The organism is Allopseudospirillum japonicum (assembly GCF_900108915.1).
Classification (GTDB): domain Bacteria; phylum Pseudomonadota; class Gammaproteobacteria; order Pseudomonadales; family Halomonadaceae; genus Pseudospirillum; species Pseudospirillum japonicum.
This window is the reverse complement of the sequence record NZ_FNYH01000004.1, coordinates 185075-203771: the sequence shown is the minus strand read 5'-3', so window position 1 is coordinate 203771 and position 18697 is coordinate 185075. Positions and strand designations below refer to the sequence as shown.

The following is an 18697-nucleotide window of genomic DNA, read 5'->3' as shown; positions in this document are numbered from 1 at the left end:
TGGAGCGACTGGAGCGGGGACAGCGGCCTAAGCCACTGTCTAGTGAAGGCGTGACGAAACAGGAAGGTTCTCGGGGTGACTCAAGAACCCTCGCCTAAAGCGCGAAGCGCGGCGGGCGGGGAGTGTCAGTGGGAGTTAATGACTTGCTTGGAGGAGTTGTCGCTGGCGCACGAGCTCATATAAACAAACGCCAGTGGCTACAGAAACATTTAAGCTGCTGACTTGGCCACACATAGGGAGCTTGACCAAAAGATCACACTCTTCACGGGTTAAGCGGCGCATACCTTTACCTTCAGCGCCCATCACTAGGGCCAAACCTTGTTGTACCGGCACTAGGGTACGGGCATAAATATCTTGTTCGGCTTCACCTGCAGTCCCTATAATCTGCAGATGAAATTGCTTTAATAAACGCAAAGTCCGCGCAAGATTAGTCACCCTAAAAACAGGCACCAATTCAGCGGCACCGCAAGCGACCTTACGCACTGTCATATTGACAGGCGCACTCTTATCCTTGGGCACAATCACCGCTTGCACCCCTGCTGCTTCTGCGGTACGCAAACAAGCCCCGAGATTATGCGGATCTGTGACCCCATCTAATACCAAGATCCAAGGCTGACGCTGTGCCAACAACCAAGTTTCTAGATCTGCTTCCGTCAAGGGTGCTTGCGCACGACAAGCCGCGACAATACCTTGATGTGTACACCCAGGTAACCAAGCATCGATTTGCTGGCGAGTCACCAAGGTTACACTAGCGCCTGCTTGTTGTACTTGGGCGATTAAGGCTTGGTATTTGGCTTCTTGCTCACGGCCTTCTTGTACCCAAAGCCCTTGGACCTTTTGGGCATACGTTTGCAAATAAGCCGTCAACGCATGCATGCCAAAAATCACTTCCTCTTGTTCACGCCAAGGCGCTGATTTTTCTGCCTGTTTTGCTGCAACGGCTTGATGTTTACCTGTATGTTGGCGAGCTTTTGCCTGCCTTGGTGGGCGTTTACCGCTAACCGATGTTTTCACGTGCACTGATGATGTCCTAGATTAAGGGGCTTTTTTGGTTTTTTTCTTGCAAGATTTTTTGGCCTCAGCTTTTTTCTTTTTTGGCTTTTTTTTCTTGCTTGCCTTGGGCTTATGCACTTCTTGAGCTTTTGTGGCCTCGGCAGCTTTTTCGGCTTTTAAACGCGCGCGTTCATTTTTACCCAGACGTTTTTTCTTCTTTTTCTTTACTGGCGGCGTATCGGCAGCAGCCAAAATGTCAATTAGCAAAGGATACTGAATTTCTTCAGCGCTTGCTGCTTGCGTGTGTTTTTGAGCAGGAGTTTCGCTTGGCGTTGGCTTATTTGTGGTTTTATTAGCACGTCTTGGTGTTTTAGGGGTTGGTGTTTTACTTGCTATGGGTGTTTTTGCCGGACGTCTGGTGCGAGTACTCAGGGGATTTTGTACGAGGTCAAAATCAATTTTGCGCTCTTCCAAGTTGACGTTAGCAACCCGAACTTGTAAATGGTCACCAAGGCGGAAGCTACGCCGCGTATGTTCGCCAACAAGACGTTGTTTATCCGCTTTAAATTCATAGTAATCTGCGGGTAAATTCGAAATGTGAATTAAGCCTTCCACATAGATAGCATCAAGGCGTACAAAAAGCCCAAACCCTGTCACGGTCGTGACTGTCCCTGGGAAGCTTTCACCAATATAAGCACTTAAATATTCGCACTTAAGCCAATCTTCCACATCTCGAGTCGCCTCATCCGCACGGCGTTCGGCCATAGAAACATGCTCGCCTAGCACAAGTAAAGTTTCAAAATCATAGGGATAACTGAGATGCTGTGCTTTAACTGGCTGATTTTCACCTCGCAATACATGAGCGCTTGCTCGTTGCGAGTCAAGCACACTGCCAATCGCGCGATGTACTAACAAATCCGGATAACGGCGAATCGGTGAGGTAAAATGCGCATAAGCTGGGTAAGCTAAGCCAAAGTGGCCTTCATTTTCTGGGGAATACACCGCTTGGGATAAAGAACGCAATACCATACTTTGGATAATTTCGCGGTCAGGACGCTCGCTAATACGCGCCATTAAAGCTTGGTAATCCTGCGGGCTGGGTTGTTCGCCCCCACCCAGCGTTAAGCCTAACTCTGCAAGAAAACCTTTCAAACCTTCTAATTTTTGCGCTTTGGGGCCTTCATGGACACGATACAAGCCTGGGATTTTATGCTTGATCAAAAAACGTGCTGCAGCAACATTTGCGCATAGCATACATTCTTCAATGAGCTTGTGGGCATCATTACGTTCTACTGGGATAATGCGTTCAATTTTACGCGCTTCACCAAAAACAATGCGGGTTTCTTGGGTTTCAAAATCAATCGCCCCGCGTGCTTCACGCCCTGTACGTAAGATTTGATATAAAGCATGTAAAGCCTGTAGCGGTTTGACTAGCTTAGGATAAGCTTGGCGGAAATCTTGTGCACTTGCTGAATCTGGCTCGGTCAATAATGCGCCCACCTGAGTGTAGGTCAGGCGTGCATGAGAACGTATTAAAGCGCGATAAAAACGGTAACGTGACAGATTACCGCGCGCGCTGATATTCATCTCACAAACCAGCGCATAGCGATTTTGTTGCGGATTAAGCGAGCATAAACCGTTAGATAAGGCTTCAGGGAGCATAGGCACGACTTGCCCCGGAAAATACACTGAGGTACCTCTTTGATAGGCTTCCTTATCCAAGGGGGAATCCATCTCTACATAGTGAGAAACATCCGCAATGGCAACATAGAGTTTCCAACTCCCGGAAGGCTGGCGCTGACAATAGACAGCATCATCAAAATCTTTGGCGTCCTCACCATCAATCGTCACTAGCGGCAAATCGCGTAAATCAATCCGTCCATCGGTTATCTGGTCGGGAACGTTTTGTGCAAAACTGGCCGCTTGTGCCAAGACCTCTGGTGAGAAAGTATGAGGGATATCATAAGTACGTAACGCCATTTGAATCTCTAGGCCTGGATCCATCGCATGACCAAGCACTTGGATGACCTCCCCCATAGGGGCTTGCTGAAAGTCAGGCTGACGGTGCAGCTTGATTTCAACCACTTGACCATCAAGCGCATCCAAACTCGCACCGGCAGGGATTAACACGGTATGGCGTAACCGTGGGTGATCAGGCACTACTTCCCCAAAGGTTTCTTTTTGATAATAGTGACCAACCAGCTTCTGGGTATGACGCGCAACAATCTCAACCACGCGTGCTTCTTGACGTCCACGACTGTTGTAATGCGGACTTTTGTCTTGAATTAAAACTTCATCCCCATCAAATAAACGCTGCATCTCATATGGGGATAAATAGTAATCTTGGCGCTCTTGTTTAGGTGCAATTCTCCCTTGGCTATCCATAGGCAAGACAAAACCATAACCCTCTTTGTGAGCCTGTACACGGCCACGAATCAGATGCATCTGTTCAATCAAGCCAAAGGCTTTGCGTCGTGTTCTGAGTAGTTGTGCATCACGACACATGGCCATCAAACGCCTGCGTAAAGCTTCAATTGCTTCAGGCGCTTCCAATCCAAACCCTGTACAAAGCTGCTTATGTGTGAGGGGTTTACCTGCTTGTTGTAAAGCCACCAAAATGTACTCCCTGCTCGGTACAGGGTGTGTGTAAGTTTGCTGCTCACGTTCAGCAGCTGGGTCTTGATTCAGTGGCCAAGTCACTGTCATAAATTTGATCTCATCCATTATTTTGCAAAAATTCTGTGCGCGTGCACTTGCTGATAGGCACGTAGGCTTTTGTTCGGCGTCATCTTCGATTAAAAAAAAGTTGCATAGGTAGCAAACTTACCTATAATACGCCTCCGAGTTGCCCAGATGGCGGAATTGGTAGACGCGCTAGCTTCAGGTGCTAGTATCCGTACGGATGTGGAGGTTCAAGTCCTCTTCTGGGCACCACTTTAATTCTGTTTCGATGTGAGAAGTCTAACTGCTTCTTAGTGTCGTGCCTAGTATTGAAGTCTAATTCCTTGATGTCACAAGTATTCAGTCTAACAAGCCCAGATGGCGGAATTGGTAGACGCGCTAGCTTCAGGTGCTAGTATCTGTACGGATGTGGAGGTTCAAGTCCTCTTCTGGGCACCAAATTTATCTTAAGATAAATTGCCTGACGAACTGAATATTTGCTCTAGTATGCCCAGATGGCGGAATTGGTAGACGCGCTAGCTTCAGGTGCTAGTATCCGTACGGATGTGGAGGTTCAAGTCCTCTTCTGGGCACCATCTTCAAAAAATCTCTCTCTATTTCCTTGGCTCAACAGCCTGCTAGGCTTATTGATCGAGCCTGTTATCATGCAATACAAGATTCCCGTTTATCCGTTTGGCTAGGGTGCCTGTTTGCATGAAATTTTTCTCCTCATTTGCACATCGAATCGCCGCTTGGCGTGCACATCGCGTGGTTCATCGTTGGTCGATCACACATTATGCTTATACGCCGAGCAAAACACTGCCGCTTTCTGCAGAGAGTCCCTGCTGTCATTTGCACCTCTATGTTGGGCTGGATCCTTGCAGCAATTTGCCGATTTTAGCCAAGCTGTGCCAACAAATGACAGGGCTGACACCTTGTACGCAAACACAAGATCTAGACCCACACGCATCCCAGATCGCTTACGTTTTGTCCTATCAGCAGCAAGATTTAAAACAATGGCGCGCGCTGTTGCAATGGATCCAAGCACATCCGCAAGTGAAAGTGAGTGTCCAAAGTGTGCATCTGCATTGGGGACGTAATGCCAATGCGTTAGCTAGCTGGCCTGCTCCTTTGCTTAGGTATACATATGCCCATTTTTCCTGGATGCGCCTTCAACACAGCAGTGGTCGACGTTTATATGTGCAGTGGGGACGTCCTTGGCCGCTTAAGTTAACGCAAAATGCCGATATTATTGCGGAAGTCGGGCGCTTAGGGCGCTTTTGTCGTTGGCAATTTCACTTAATGCGCCGCCAGCTATTGGGTGCACCTGCGCCCGATACGGCCCGTAGTTTATCGCAAATTCTCACTTATCCACCTTTGCAAGCCGATTTGGCCTTGCATGCAAGTACCCCCGAATTAGTTCAAAAAAAACTACAGCATTATTTTACCGAGATTCGCGCGGCTTTAAGCTGGCCATGGATTCGGCGTTTTGAAACCAGTTTAACTTGGTTATGGCAAACAGCTTACCAAGGTATTGAGATACAAGGCGCACAAGATTTACCGTCACTGGCTGCCTCACACACTCTTGTATATGTGCCTTGCCATCGCAGCCACATTGATTATTTACTTTTATCTTATGTGTTGTTTCATCAAGGGTTGGCGGTGCCTTATGTAGCGGCTGGCGTGAATCTTAATATTCCTCTCCTTGGTCCGTTATTAAGACGTGGTGGTGCCTTTTTTATGCGGCGTAGTTTCCGTCAGCAGGGTACCTATCCACAAGTCTTTGCTGCTTATTTAACCAGCCTACTAGCGCGCGGTCAGCCAATAGAATTTTTCATCGAGGGAGGGCGTTCCCGCAATGGACGTTTATTAACTCCACGTTTGGGATTAGTGTCTATGTGTGTGCGTGCTGCTTTACTCAAACCAAAGCGCCCACTTGCTTTTATACCCGTGTATATCGGGTATGAAAGTGTGTTCGAATTGCCTGCTTATTTACAACAATTGCAGGGTTTACCTAAGCGCAAAGAATCCTTACCCCATTTATTGGCGAGTGTGATGCGCTTGCGCCCCCCTTTAGGACAAGTCCAAGTGAGTTTTGGCCAACCTCTGGTGCTGGATGCATTTTTGCAACAGCAAACTCCCGAGTGGCGTGCTTACAAAGGTCAAGGTATTCCTGAGGACAGCGTGCCTGCCTTTTGGTCGGCCAGTCTCCAGCGTTTGGGGGATGAGCTACGTTTGGGAATTGCAGCCGCGACTCAAGCACAAGCCATTGATTTACTTGCACTGGTATGGACAAGCTTCACTTATACGCAGGCAAGCCAATTAACGCCAACACAACTTGATATTGTGTGGGATGATTACCGAGGCTGGTATCCTCAGTATGCCAAAACTAGCTATCAAGATGCCTGCCAAGCAAGTTTGCATCCTATCTCCTACACTCTACCTGATACCGATCTCTATCAAAGGCTGGCATATCACAAAAATGCGCTGGCGCCGCAACATCTTCTCCGTGCTCATCTTTGGTTGTATTTACACAGCCAAGGGGGGCAAGCAAGCGAATTGGCGACTTTAGCAGCCTTAGAAAAGCTTTGGCCTCATTTGCAAGCAGAATGGCCTTTGCCACCGTTGAAGCTGCAAACACTTCGCTCAACTGTGGCTGCTTGTCCTTGGATCAACCAGCAAGCACAAGATTATCAGCTTTTAGTCACTGATGCGCATCAAGTGATTGGGCAAAGTTTGCAGGGGTTAGTGTATGCCACTTGGATACGCTTTTATTTGTTGTTAATCGCTTCTCAAAACTATCCCAAAGATCAACAACAAGCCCAAGCCTTCGCCTTGCAAGCTGCACGTGCTTGGGCACAAAAAATACACGGGCCTTGGGTGGATTATGGGGATGCGTACTTGCTACAACAGCAAGCACAACAGATACAAGCAACCGTCGCACAGTATGGTTACTTCAGCTTAAGAGGTTGTTTGCAATTTTCAGGGATTCTCACCAGAAAGCAACGTCGCGCACTGCGACAGCATGTTCAGGCTTTGCTTGATGCCCATGGAGGTTAATACAGATGCAAGAGACACTCAATCAAGATCTAGGATTACTCGGTGTGGCCTTGGCAATTGGCTTGTTAGTCGGCGTAGAACGTGGTTGGCAGTTACGCCATAGCGAAGATGGCCAAAGGGTCGCCGGTTTACGTACTTATGCCTTAATTAGTTTATTAGGTGCTGTCACCACGTTGATTGCAAAAGATGTAGGTGCTTGGATGCTAGGCGCGGCTTTTTTAGGATTAGCGGGTGTGCTAGTGATGGCCTATCAACATAACCCACACCATACCAAAGATATCAGTGTCACTTCCTTAATTTCCGCCTTACTCACCTTTGCTTTAGGCAGTCTGGCCGCTTTAGGCTATGTGATGGAAGCATCAGCCACGGCCGTAGTTGCGACTTTAGTTTTAGCATTAAAAACTGTATTGCACCGCTGGTTATGGTTGATCGAGCGCCAAGAGTTATGGGCCGCTTTAGAGCTTCTTTTGATTTCCGTGGTGATTTTGCCCATCTTGCCTGATCGTGGTATGGGGCCTTGGCAGGCACTCAACCCTTACGAAATTTGGTGGATGGTGGTGTTGATTTCCAGCATTTCTTTTGTTGGTTATTTCGCCATGAAATTTGCTGGTGCTCAGCGCGGACTGATGGCAACCGCTTTATTTGCTGGTTTGGTTTCTTCTACCGCCTTGACATTACAATTTGCGCGACTTGCGCGTGAAGATGAACGCCTACACCCAATTTTAGCCGGTGGCATTTTATTTGCCTGCGGCACCATGTTCCCACGTGTGTTATTAGTCGCCAGTGTGATTAATCCTGAGTTATCCGCCTCCTTAGCCATGCCCATGCTCTTGATGGGGGCCTTTGTCTATTTACCTGCCATTTTCTATTGGTGGACAGGTAGCCAAACTTTGATTACGGATGTGAAACGCCCTGCAAATCCTTTATCTCTCACCTCTGCACTTATGTTTGGTGCCTTGCTAGCAGGGATTTTATTACTCTCGCAAGGGTTGCAACTTTGGTTGGGCGAGGCAGGGATTTTATTAGTGGCTGCAGCATCTGGCGTAGCGGATGTTGATCCTATCAACTTATCCTTATCACGCATGAGCCGTGATGGTGGTTTAGGGCTAGATATTGCTGTGCTAGGGATTGTGATTGCAGCTTCAGTGAATTCCTTGCTCAAAGCCTCTATGGCAGGGGTTTTAGGTGGGAAAGGTTTAGTACAAAGAGTGTCTATCCCCTTATTTTTAGCCGTGGTGAGTGGTTTACTGGCCGCTTGGTGGTTGAGTTTCTAAGTGTCAACAGGTTATCCCCCCAAATTGGGGGGATGGCAAGCAAGTTACCGCATGATTAAGACGCATCCATAATTTGTAGCGGTAAGACTTCATCAAAAGAGGCATCGAGATTTAAAAGCACTCGCATATCTTGAGGATTACGCAATAAATCCTGCAAAGTATACTCGTCAACCACCTGTAAAAAAGCTTCGCGTGCACGCGCTAAAATAGGTTTAAGTTCACACGCACCCGTTAAAGGACAATAAAGCTTATTACAATTGACAATGTCTAAGCTGGTTTCAAAATCACGGATCACTTGGCCTAAGTTAATAGTTTGGGCTTCACGCTCTAAACGTAAACCACCGTATTTACCGCGTACCGTTTGGATATAATCCATTTGTCCCAATTTGTGGACAATCTTCATTAAGTGATTACGCGAGATATCAAAGTGCTGGGCAATATCACTGATGGTGACTAACTCATCAGATTTTTGGATACCCAGAAACATTAATACGCGCACCGCGTAATCTGTTTGTCGGGTGAGTTGCATACCTAAGCTTCCTCCATTTAGGGTGTGCAAAATATGTTGCTACCTAATCCCGTCAAGTTTCTCAAATAAGAAGGCTTGGGGGTGCTCAAATTCAAGTGTACCTCGGTTAACTTGATTTTTATTCGCCAATAGATTTTTAGATAGATATAAAAAAATCATAAACTAGCATCCTGTAATAGCAAAAAATCAGAGTAAACGCCTATATATCTAGAACAGGGATTTAGGCTACAACTTTAGTTATCATATCGCTAAAAGTGGCCATCGAACAGCATGATTTTGTATGCAAAGCAGTAAAAAGTTTACATAGATGTTGTCTTTTTACTCAACACTGAGTCTTTTAGAGGGGAAAACGTAAAAGAAATGCAAACATACGTATCTACGCAGCCAGAGACTACTGCGACTATGAGACCTAAGGCAAAAATTGAAATTCACTATTGTTGTCAATGCCAATGGTTATTACGTGCAGCTTGGATGGCACAGGAACTCTTATCTACCTTTGCCGACGATCTTGAAAGTGTCGCTTTAGCTCCAAAAAGTGGGGGGACTTTTGCTATTTACTATCAGCAAGGCGAGGATGTCCCTGTATTGATTTGGTGCCGTCGTCGTGATCAGGGGTTTCCACCGATTAAAGCCCTCAAGCAAAAAGTACGGGATCTGCTGGATCCAGAACGCTTCCTTGGGCATTTAGATCGGTAGAAACACCAACTCATTTACCTGTATTTTGTTGCCATTTTGACCAGTCAGATCCTTGCAAATCAAAAGCCTTGCCAAAGCCTTGTACATAATGGATCTGGTGTGCATCTAATCGAAATAAATAAAAATCTGGTAACTGACGCAACATAGAAACCAAGGTGCCGTGGCGTTCGCGTAATGCATCGAGCTGGCGACCGTAAACGGCATCCTCTTGTGCAATCGCAGTAGCTATCCCTTGGTAAATCAAACGCTCGCGTGCATAAATTTGTTTACTGGCGCTTTCGTCTGCAATCAACATCCAAGAAACATGCGGGGATTTCAATAAGTTTCGAGTATGTTGTGCCAACTCACTAATAAAAATATAAAAACAACCGCGACTTTCAGCGACAAAAGGCGTGTAGCTGACCCAAGGCAATTGTCCTTCACCCAGTGTTGCCAGCTGCAGGCTTTGGACATTTGCCAGCAAGCTATCAACCTTATCAAGGAGATTGTCATCGGGTGTTTTGCTCATTTCCGTAGTGGTTTGTGTCGGTTCCATGCGAGACCTCAGCCATGGCAAAATAAAATAAAGTGAACTCCCGCTTCAATCGCGACAGATAACAAAATATTAAGGTGTTTGCTGTTGCCATTGTTCCAATTGGCGACGCTGTTTTTTATTAGGGCGCTGACTTGTTTCTGGTGCCAGCCCTAACTCACGAGCTAGACGCCTTTGCTGTGCTGCCTGTTGACGCTTTTGTTGGCTTGCAGGCGTCTCTTGATACAGGGTTTGTGCCTCTGTTGCTGAGCGTCTTTGTTCACTAACAGCCAATATTTCTACTTCAAGCTGGTCCCAACCTTGAGGGAGGTGCAATAAAGCCCCAATTTCCACTTCCTTGCTTGGCTTGGTTCTGTTGCCTTGGTAGCGTACTTTGCCACCTTCAATGGCTGCTTTAGCAAGGGTGCGTGTCTTAAAAAAGCGTGCGGCCCAGAGCCATTTATCTAAACGGACTTTAGTGCTCATTTTAATCACCTTGTGTTCTCTGTGGCAGTAAGCTAGCAAAGGCATGCACTGCTGGGTATTCGCTTAGTTCGCGTTTTGGTGAACGCATATCGGGCTGTGCGATGGTAAGCAAATAGCGAATACCAAAGGCTTGCGCGCTGGCAAGCACGTCTTCGTTATCATCAATCAGTAAGGTATGCTGAGGATCAAAACCAATTTGGGTTTGCAATGCGTGCCAAAACTCAGGCGCTTCTTTGGCAACACCTAGATCTGCTGAGCTCACCACATGGTCAACATAAGGCTGTAAATCCACTAACTCTAGCTTGAGCGCTAAACTCTGCCGATCCGCATTGGTCGCTAGCGTCACTCTCGGATGGGCCTCTTGCAACCAGCGCAGAAAATCTAAGGCATCGCTACGAAAGCCAATCAGGTGTTGCACCTCGCGTTTTAAAGCCAGAATATCTACATTAAATTCACGACTCCAATAACTTAAATCATACCAAGCCAGTTGCCCTTTTTTTGCCATCAAACGTTGAATGACAGATGAATGTGCTTGTGCAGCCTCAAGTTGATGTAGCTGTGCATAGCGACGTGGTAAGTGCTCCAGCCAGAAATGGCTATCAAAATGCAAGTCTAATAAGGTGCCATCCATATCGAGTAAAACGTCTTGAATTTTGTGCCATTCCAGCATGAATTTGTCTCCTAAAACGGATTATTTACGACGTGCACGGCGTTCTGCGCGAGCTTCAGCAGTGCGCTTAAGCTGACGTTTTTTGGCCGCGTCTCGGCTATCTTTGACTTGTGGATCGAAGGGATTATCACCACTGCGGAATTCAAAACGCAAAGGTGTTCCTTTGATTTTTAAAATCTTACGGAAGGTATTCATTAAATACCTCTTATAACTATCGGCAAGCACTTGGGTTTGATTACCGTGTACCACAATTAAGGGCGGATTTAGGCCACCTTGGTGTGCATATCTCAGTTTAATCCGCCGCCCTTTGACTAACGGTGGTTGATGTTCTTGGACAACATCTTCGAGCAAACGGGTTAAACGATTGGTACTCCAGCGAGAGAAGGCACTACGAAATGCCTGATCGATGGAAGCATATAAGTGGCCAACATTGGTGCCATGTAGTGCAGAGATAAAGTGAATATCCGCATACTCAACAAAGCCCAAACGACGTTCAATATCTTGCTTGAGTTCTTGGCGTGCTTCTGGGGTCATACCATCCCACTTGTTGACGGCAATCACTAGGGCACGTCCTGATTCAAGAATAAAATCGAGTAGATGCAAGTCTTGCTCTACTAAACCAACCCGTGCATCTATCACCATCACAGAAACATGACTATCACGCACGGCCTGCAAGGTTTTGATAATCGAGAATTTCTCCGCAACCTCAGAAACATATTTACGCCGCCGAATCCCTGCAGTATCCACAAGTAAATATTTGCGTTCATCACGTTCATAAGGGATTTCTATCGCATCCCTTGTCGTACCCGGCTGATCAAAAACAACCACACGTTCTTCACCCAAGATACGATTAATGAGCGTGGATTTACCGACATTCGGGCGTCCAACTACACTGATGCGAATTTGCTCTTCATCAAGATTGAGTTCACGTTTAAAAGGATCTGCCGCTGCATCCATCTCTGGTTGAGCTTGTTCTGCCAAGGCTTGTGCTTTGCGTTTACTCGTATACAAAGATTCTGCTTGCGCTTGCGCTAGCACTTCTGCCATGGCTTCTGGGCGCAAATCTAACAAAACGTTTTGAATCATTTGGGTCACACCGCGCCCATGCGCAGCCGCAATCGCTACAGGCTCGCCAAGGCCTAGTGCGTAAAACTCAGCACTGTAAGTATCTGCATCCAAGCCGTCCGTTTTATTGACTAGTACCCAAGCTTGTTTACCTTGCTGACGTAAATGTTGCGCAATCATCTCGTCTGCTGCTGTCATGCCTGCACGTGCATCCACTAAAAATAACACGGCATCTGCTTCTTGAATGGCGAGTAAAGATTGGCCTGCCATCAAAGCGTCTATACCTTGCTCATCCCCACTAATACCACCGGTATCAATCAGTAAATAGGGAATCCCACCAACACGGCCTTCACCATATTTGCGATCACGGGTTAAACCGGGTAAATCAGCAACCAGCGCATCACGGGTGCGTGTTAAGCGGTTAAATAAGGTAGATTTGCCCACATTAGGGCGCCCAACTAGGGCAATAACCGGATTCATTATCTTGATCTCGTTCGTACTTAAACTGTATTTGTGCTTAGACTGAAAAAGGCAAACTCGTCATGTTTGAGTTTGCCTTACAATCATTCAGCGCGTGCCACACAAGGGGCAGACGTTAAGGTTGGTTTGTTGCGAATTTCCAAAGATGCAAATCACCTTCAGTCGACAGGCTGATCACTTGATCTTTCCAGCGTAATAAAGGGGCCTGAATGGGCGCATCCGCTTGTTGCGCACGTGCGACAAGGCGTCCATCTTCTGTCGCAAGGACATGGAGATACCCTTGGTAATCACCAACAGCAAGATGCCCACTGTCGAGGAAAACTGGCGCACTTAGACCACGTCCGCTTAATTGATCTTGAATCCATAAAGTACGCCCAGAATAAGCATCCAAAGCAACTAGATGACCGGCTTCGTTAACATACACTAGGGTACCTGAGTCAACGGCTGCACTTAAATAACTCGAGGCTTCCACTGCCCAACGCGGTTCACCGGTCAAAGGATCAACGGCGGCCACTTTACCTCGGTAACCTGTGGTATATAAAGTGCCTTGACTGAGTTGCGGCTGTCCACTGATATCTGTCATTTTCTCAATATCTGTGCGTCCTTGTGGCCAGCTAATACGTACATCCCAGCGTACATAACCATTACGATTATCTAAAGCCAGTAATTTACCTTCAGGCGTACCAACATAAGTGAGTAGGTTGGTCACTAAAGGCGTACGTTCAGCACGCAAACTCAGGCGGCTCGCTTGTTCACTATGATGCCAAGCTAATTTACCTGTGAGACGTTTAAACGCCCAAACATCACCAGAGACACTTTGTACCACAACTAAATCTGCATTTGCTTGTGGTGCACCTAAGACCTCAGCCTTAAGTGCCGTTTGCCAATCAGTGGCGCCTGTTTGTGGGTTTAGCGCGTACAACTGGCCATCTGCAGAAACTACAAAAACTTGTTGGGCATCGGCATACACACCACTGCTAATAGGTGTTTGTAAATCCTGTACCCAAATTTTTTGCCCTTGCGCAAGATCCCAAGCATACACCTGCCCCTGTGCATCCGCAGCATACAAAGCATCCGCATATAAGGCCATTTGGTGCACATAGCCCCGCCCTTGGCTCCCTTGCGTTTGCCAGCTTTCTTGTAAATCGAGCTGCCATTCTGCCTGAATTTTTGCCAGCGGGGTCGGTGGGTATTCAGGTTCAGGTGTTGATGCACAGCCACCGAGTAGCATCAGTAGACCAGTACCTAGGATCAGATTACGCATAAGGATAAACTCCAGCTTTCACGCCTAGTTATCGCAACTAGGCCAAGTCGAGGATTAGGCCGCAGGGGTGGCGCTTTCAGTGACTGGCGGCGTCAAATTATCACGCTTAATCGACAGCCAAGGGTGCGTATTTTGTGCATTGGGATATTCAAGCGCTTTACTATAGGCTGTGTAAGCACCTTGCGAATCACCTTGTGCAAGCAAAATATCTCCTTGAATGGCGAAACGTTCTATCTGTAAAGCTTCCAGCTTCACGCCTTCCAATAGTTGCAACGCACCACTTGTGTTCTCTTGTGCTGCCAAGATACGCGCTTGTCTTAAGATAGCAACTTCCTTGATTAAAGGATTTTGACTAGAAGCCTGCACAGCTTGTAGCCTTTGTTGTGCTGTTGCTAAATCATCCTGAGTCACAGCCGCTTGTGCTTGTAAAAGCAAAATTTGATCTGCATATAGGCTGTTTGGGTAGTCAGTTAAAATGGCCTGTGTTTGTTCTTTCAGGTCGTCTAAAGACTGACCTGCATTGAGCTGGCTGATCACCTGTTGATAAGCATCCGAGGCCGTTTCCAACTTGCCAACTTGCCAATCTTGATAGCCACGCCACGCCATGCCAGCACCAACACCAATAGCAATAATCAAGGCCCAAGATTTGCCTTGCGTATTCCACCAATGCTTGATGGCTTCTAACTGTTCTTCTTCGGTACGCATATTAATCCTGTTTTGCTTATCCTGCTGTGATTAGGGGCGCAAAGCTTGTTGTAAATAGGCAGCGACTTCGCTAACAGCAAGGGTCTCTTGCTCTGTTTGATGACGCAAAGGTTTAATATTGACCACACCTTCGGCCACCTCCTGCTCACCTAAAATCAAGGCGATTTGCGCACCACTGCGATCGGCTTTCTTTAATTGATTTTTGAAACTGCCACCACCACAATGGGTTTGGATACGCAAGCTGGGCACTTCGCTACGTAGACGCTCTGCAAGCAAAAATGCATGTTCATCTATTCCAGCACCAACTGCCACCAGATAAACATCCAAATGTCGATCTAAGTGTGCTGGAAAAGCTGCCAAAGTGTCTAACAATAGGAGCAAACGCTCAACCCCCATCGCAAAACCAACTGCAGGGGTTGCACGCCCACCCAATTGTTCAACCAAACCATCATAACGCCCACCAGCACATACCGTCCCTTGCGCACCAAGGGCTTGCGTTGTCCATTCAAAAACGGTTTTGCCGTAGTAGTCCAGTCCACGTACCAAGCGCGGATTGATCACATATTGAATCCCAGCGGCATCCAATAACGAACATAAGCCTTTAAAATGGCTTAAACTTTCTTCATCAAGATAATCATGAAAGTTAGGCGCTTGATCTAAAAGCGCTTGGGTGCTGGCAATTTTAGAATCTAAAATCCGCAGTGGATTGGTATGCAGGCGCTTTTGGCTATCTTCATCCAAGGCAGCAAGGTGTTGGGTTAAATAAGCGACAAGTGCCGTTTTATATGCTTGGCGAGCCTCTGCTGAACCCAAGGTATTGAGCTCTAAAGTTAGGGCTTGGCTAATACCGAGTTCTTGCCATAAACGTGCACTCATTAAGATCAATTCCACATCAACATCTGGCCCTTGTAAGCCAAAGGTTTCTACCCCGATCTGATGAAACTGACGATAGCGGCCTTTTTGTGGGCGTTCGTAACGAAACATAGGCCCCATATACCAAAGCCGTTGCGTTTGGTTATATAAAAGGCCGTGTTGCTCACAGGCACGCACACAGCTAGCGGTACCTTCTGGACGCAGGGTAAGGCTTTCACCATTACGATCTTCAAAGGTATACATTTCTTTTTCGACAATATCGGTAACTTCACCAATAGAGCGTTTAAATAAAGCCGTCTGCTCTAAAACAGGCATGCGTATTTCACGATAGCCATACCGTGCAACCAAGTCACTGACTTTCGTTTCCAAATACTGCCAACGCGCAGACTGTTCAGGCAAAATATCATTCATACCGCGAATGGCTTGTACTTTTTGTGCCAAAACTAGATTCTCCAAGCAATCAAATCACTGTAAATTGTCAAAGGCTGTCTCAATAGAGGGTTAACCTTTGGCGATCAAGGCGTCTTGTTGCGCTACCTGTTTGCGAATGCGCGCCTCTAGCGTGTCTAAAAGTGCTGCATTATCCACCTTAGATTCAGGCTGCCCTTGGGCATAAATCAAATTCGGTGTCCCACCGGTGAGACCAATATGAGCTTCGCGTGCTTCTCCAGGGCCGTTGACAACACAACCAATAATGGCAACATCTAAAGCCGTGCGTACATCTTCCAGACGGGTTTCTAACGCATTGACTACAGAAATCACATCAAAATTTTGGCGTGAACAACTTGGGCAAGCAATAAAATTGATCCCACGACTACGCAAGCGTAAACTTTTGAGTAAATCAAAGCCGACTTTCACTTCTTCTACAGGGTCTGCTGCTAAAGAGATGCGCAAAGTATCACCAATCCCTTCCATCAAGAGTAGGCCCAAGCCCACCGCAGACTTGACTGTGCCTGAACGTAAACCACCGGCTTCCGTAATTCCCAAATGTAAGGGTTGCTCGATTTGCGAGGCAATTTGCCGATAAGCGGCTACCGTCATAAAAATATCAGACGCTTTAAGGCTTAACTTGTAATTTTGAAAGTCCAAGCGATCTAAAATATCAATATGACGCATGGCGGACTCAACCAAAGCTTGGGGGGTTGGTTCACCATATTTTTTTTGTAAATCTTTTTCTAAAGAACCAGCATTGACACCAATACGAATAGGTATATTGCAATCGCGAGCGGCACTTACAACAGAACGGACTCTATCTTCACGGCCAATATTACCGGGATTAATACGCAGACAGTCCACGCCTAACTCAGCGACACGCAAGGCAATTTTATAATCAAAGTGGATATCTGCCACCAAAGGAACTTCCACCTGTTGGCGAATCTTGCCGAAGGCTTCTGCAGCGTCTAAAGTTGGTACAGAAACCCGCACAATATCCGCACCAGCTTGTTCAAGACTGCGGATTTGCGCCACTGTCGCTGGCACATCGCATGTTTCCGTGTTGGTCATACTTTGCACACTAATAGGGGCATCGCCACCAACAGGCACCTTTCCGACATAAATTTTACGCGATTGACGTCGTTTGATAGGAGATGGAGTTTGCATACTCAGCTCAGTGAATCCATAAGTAAATTAAGCGCCTACATTAAAACGCGCGGTTCCATTGGCACGGACATGCTCTGCAACAGAAATTTCTTCGCCCTGATAATACACACGCACACCGCCACCATTACCAATATTCAAGTTAAAGGGTGCGCGACCTTCTAAAGTCACTTCTTCACCTTGCTGACGGATACCTGAAAGTAGAGTTTTATTATCAGCATCTTTAATCTGTAGCCAGCAGCGTTCTTTAAAAACCAAAACCAGTTTGTTCTGTGCATTAGCCGCTGCCGCTGGACCTTGAGTATTTTCTGGTGCCGCTGATGCTTGATCTGTCGCAGTTTCCTCAGTCTCTGGTGTGGCAGGTGTTTCTTCTGTTGTCGCTTGCGCTTCCTGTGTGGTACTGACTTCCGTTGCCTCTGCATCCGCTGTTGCCTCCTCCTCTGTCACCGAAGGATTCGCTGGATCTTGTGCAATTTCTGGGTTAGGAGTGGCTTGCGGGCTTGTCACAGGTTCAAGGATAGTGCGCCCATCTAGGGTATCGACAGCAATCGGTGCATTATTATCATTAAGCATGGCAACCACTTCGCTTGGATTGCGGCTTTGCCACCAGAAAACAGCTAAACCCACAACCACCACAACGACCAGCAAGGTCATAATTTTGGGGGCCCAAGTGCTTTCTTCACGTTCTGGCTTGATGCTTTGTAAAGGGCTATGTTGGGGTTCTGCATCTTGTTCGGCGAAATAGTGGTAATAGGCCGTCATGATTTCATCAGGGCCGATATCTAACAAGCGCGCATACGTGCGCAAATAACCACGCACGAAAGTTTTGCCAGGCAAAATATCAAATTCATGATTTTCTAATGCAGGGACATACGAGGGTAATAGATTCAGTTTCTGGCAAACTTCTTCTTGTGTCCAGCCACGTGCTTCACGGGCAGCACGTAAAATTTCTCCAGGACGCTTAATCTCAGGTGTGGATGATTCCTGTGTAGATGGGGCTTCCGTTTTTTCACTCATGATGCAAGGAATCCTTATAGTGTAAATACTCAGGTGAATCTGGATAAACTCGGGCAAGATGCTTAATCACCTGAGAAAGCAAAGCAGGGGTTTGTGGCAAGGCATCCGCAATTTGGATGCCTAAACCTAACCCCTCAGCATCCACATTGCCCAAGTGATAATAATGCTGAAAATGCTTCCAAGCGGTGACATAGTCATGATCTTGAGAATATAAACGTGCTAACTGCAGATGTACACGCGAATTCTGAGGTTCTAACTGAAGTGCACGGATAAAGGCCGCTTGTGCCGCTTGGGTACGTCCTCGTTGTAATTGACAAAGACCAATGTTTTCAAAAATACGTGCCCGCTGTGGATAGAAAGTGTCTTGGGATGCGCGTTCAAATTCAGCACAAGCAAGCGCATATTTTTGTTGTCGATATAAAAAAACACCGTAATTATAACGTGCCAAGGTAAATTCTGGTTGTGCTTTAAGTGCTTGCTGAAAATAAGTTTCAGCCAACCGAGATTCTTGTTCGGTTTGATAAATCAGCGCCATCCCTTGCAAAGCTTGTGCGTGTTGCGGGTTGGATTCCAAAACACGTGCAAAGGCGTAGCGAGCACGTTCTAAGTCTTGTTTTTGCAAATACCCAATGCCTAAGGCGGTATAGGCTTCTTGCACATTTTGAGCGCTTTGTAACTTTGGAGAAGGTGCCATAGAGCCACAAGCACCTAGACTGATACTCAAGAAAAGTAAGCTGATATAAGCGAAAATCTTGATCATCAGGTTCTCCATGTCGTAGACAGCTTGGTTAAACACAAGACGTTAAACGCAAAATAC

The 18697-nt window shown here is 46.7% G+C and carries 16 protein-coding genes and 3 tRNA genes; 6 read left to right on the top strand and 13 right to left on the bottom strand.

Annotation, left to right across the window (positions count from 1 at the left end; genetic code table 11):
* Positions 1 to 135: 135 nt before the first annotated feature.
* Together rlmB and rnr are read right to left on the bottom strand one after the other, a co-directional pair.
* A complete protein-coding gene (rlmB, locus tag BMX05_RS06005; RefSeq protein WP_245710456.1) occupies positions 136 to 1020 on the bottom strand; it encodes a 23S rRNA (guanosine(2251)-2'-O)-methyltransferase RlmB in 885 nt (294 codons plus the stop codon).
* 15 nt (positions 1021 to 1035) lie between these two features.
* The gene (rnr, locus tag BMX05_RS06000) at positions 1036 to 3699 is read right to left on the bottom strand and encodes a ribonuclease R (protein WP_093309057.1); all 2664 of its coding nucleotides are present in this window, start codon (positions 3697 to 3699) and stop codon (positions 1036 to 1038) included.
* Between the two features lie 141 nt (positions 3700 to 3840).
* On the opposite strand from rnr, the gene BMX05_RS05995 reads away from it, so the two are divergent.
* The 5 genes from BMX05_RS05995 (at position 3841) to BMX05_RS05975 (ending at position 7988) form a co-directional block, all read left to right on the top strand.
* Positions 3841 to 3927: transfer RNA gene (locus tag BMX05_RS05995), tRNA-Leu, on the top strand.
* A gap of 99 nt (positions 3928 to 4026) precedes the next feature.
* Positions 4027 to 4113, top strand: a tRNA-Leu gene (locus tag BMX05_RS05990).
* A gap of 50 nt (positions 4114 to 4163) precedes the next feature.
* Positions 4164 to 4250, top strand: a tRNA-Leu gene (locus BMX05_RS05985).
* A 118-nt stretch (positions 4251 to 4368) separates the two neighbouring features.
* Entirely contained in the window at positions 4369 to 6714 is a 2346-nt protein-coding gene (locus BMX05_RS05980) for a 1-acyl-sn-glycerol-3-phosphate acyltransferase (RefSeq protein WP_093309056.1), read from the top strand.
* Between the two features lie 5 nt (positions 6715 to 6719).
* The gene (locus BMX05_RS05975) at positions 6720 to 7988 is read left to right on the top strand and encodes an MgtC/SapB family protein (RefSeq protein WP_093309055.1); all 1269 of its coding nucleotides are present in this window, start codon (positions 6720 to 6722) and stop codon (positions 7986 to 7988) included.
* A gap of 55 nt (positions 7989 to 8043) precedes the next feature.
* Here the strand turns inward: BMX05_RS05975 and BMX05_RS05970 are convergent, their stop codons facing one another.
* Positions 8044 to 8517, bottom strand: coding sequence for an Rrf2 family transcriptional regulator (locus tag BMX05_RS05970; protein ID WP_093309054.1), 474 nt, complete (start codon positions 8515 to 8517; stop codon positions 8044 to 8046).
* Between the two features lie 402 nt (positions 8518 to 8919).
* Between BMX05_RS05970 and BMX05_RS05965 the strand changes: the two genes are divergently transcribed.
* Complete coding sequence (locus tag BMX05_RS05965) at positions 8920 to 9213, top strand: Rdx family protein (RefSeq protein WP_093309053.1); 294 nt, start codon at positions 8920 to 8922, stop codon at positions 9211 to 9213.
* 10 nt (positions 9214 to 9223) lie between these two features.
* Here the strand turns inward: BMX05_RS05965 and BMX05_RS05960 are convergent, their stop codons facing one another.
* The 10 genes from BMX05_RS05960 to pilW all read right to left on the bottom strand — a co-directional run bounded on the left by BMX05_RS05960 (position 9224) and on the right by pilW (position 18640).
* Complete coding sequence (locus tag BMX05_RS05960) at positions 9224 to 9748, bottom strand: HugZ family pyridoxamine 5'-phosphate oxidase (RefSeq protein ID WP_093309052.1); 525 nt, start codon at positions 9746 to 9748, stop codon at positions 9224 to 9226.
* Between the two features lie 69 nt (positions 9749 to 9817).
* A complete protein-coding gene (locus BMX05_RS05955; protein ID WP_093309051.1) occupies positions 9818 to 10210 on the bottom strand; it encodes an RNA-binding S4 domain-containing protein in 393 nt (130 codons plus the stop codon).
* A gap of 1 nt (position 10211) precedes the next feature.
* Entirely contained in the window at positions 10212 to 10880 is a 669-nt protein-coding gene (locus tag BMX05_RS05950) for an HAD-IA family hydrolase (RefSeq protein ID WP_093309050.1), read from the bottom strand.
* 21 nt (positions 10881 to 10901) lie between these two features.
* Positions 10902 to 12425, bottom strand: a complete 1524-nt coding sequence (gene der / locus BMX05_RS05945) for a ribosome biogenesis GTPase Der (RefSeq protein WP_093309049.1) — start codon at positions 12423 to 12425, stop codon at positions 10902 to 10904.
* A 115-nt stretch (positions 12426 to 12540) separates the two neighbouring features.
* Positions 12541 to 13689, bottom strand: a complete 1149-nt coding sequence (gene bamB, locus BMX05_RS05940) for an outer membrane protein assembly factor BamB (RefSeq protein WP_093309048.1) — start codon at positions 13687 to 13689, stop codon at positions 12541 to 12543.
* 54 nt (positions 13690 to 13743) lie between these two features.
* The gene (locus tag BMX05_RS05935; protein ID WP_093309047.1) at positions 13744 to 14394 is read right to left on the bottom strand and encodes a YfgM family protein; all 651 of its coding nucleotides are present in this window, start codon (positions 14392 to 14394) and stop codon (positions 13744 to 13746) included.
* A gap of 30 nt (positions 14395 to 14424) precedes the next feature.
* Positions 14425 to 15708, bottom strand: coding sequence for a histidine--tRNA ligase (gene hisS / locus BMX05_RS05930; protein WP_093309046.1), 1284 nt, complete (start codon positions 15706 to 15708; stop codon positions 14425 to 14427).
* A 60-nt stretch (positions 15709 to 15768) separates the two neighbouring features.
* The gene (ispG, locus tag BMX05_RS05925; RefSeq protein ID WP_218138992.1) at positions 15769 to 16866 is read right to left on the bottom strand and encodes a flavodoxin-dependent (E)-4-hydroxy-3-methylbut-2-enyl-diphosphate synthase; all 1098 of its coding nucleotides are present in this window, start codon (positions 16864 to 16866) and stop codon (positions 15769 to 15771) included.
* A gap of 27 nt (positions 16867 to 16893) precedes the next feature.
* On the bottom strand, positions 16894 to 17880 hold the full coding sequence (locus BMX05_RS05920) for a RodZ domain-containing protein (RefSeq protein WP_093309044.1): 987 nt from the start codon (positions 17878 to 17880) through the stop codon (positions 16894 to 16896).
* Positions 17873 to 18640 carry a type IV pilus biogenesis/stability protein PilW gene (gene pilW / locus BMX05_RS05915; RefSeq protein WP_177166808.1) on the bottom strand — a complete coding sequence of 256 codons (768 nt, stop codon included), beginning with the start codon at positions 18638 to 18640 and terminating at the stop codon, positions 17873 to 17875. Before pilW ends, BMX05_RS05920 begins: the two co-directional genes overlap by 8 nt.
* Positions 18641 to 18697 lie beyond the last annotated feature (57 nt).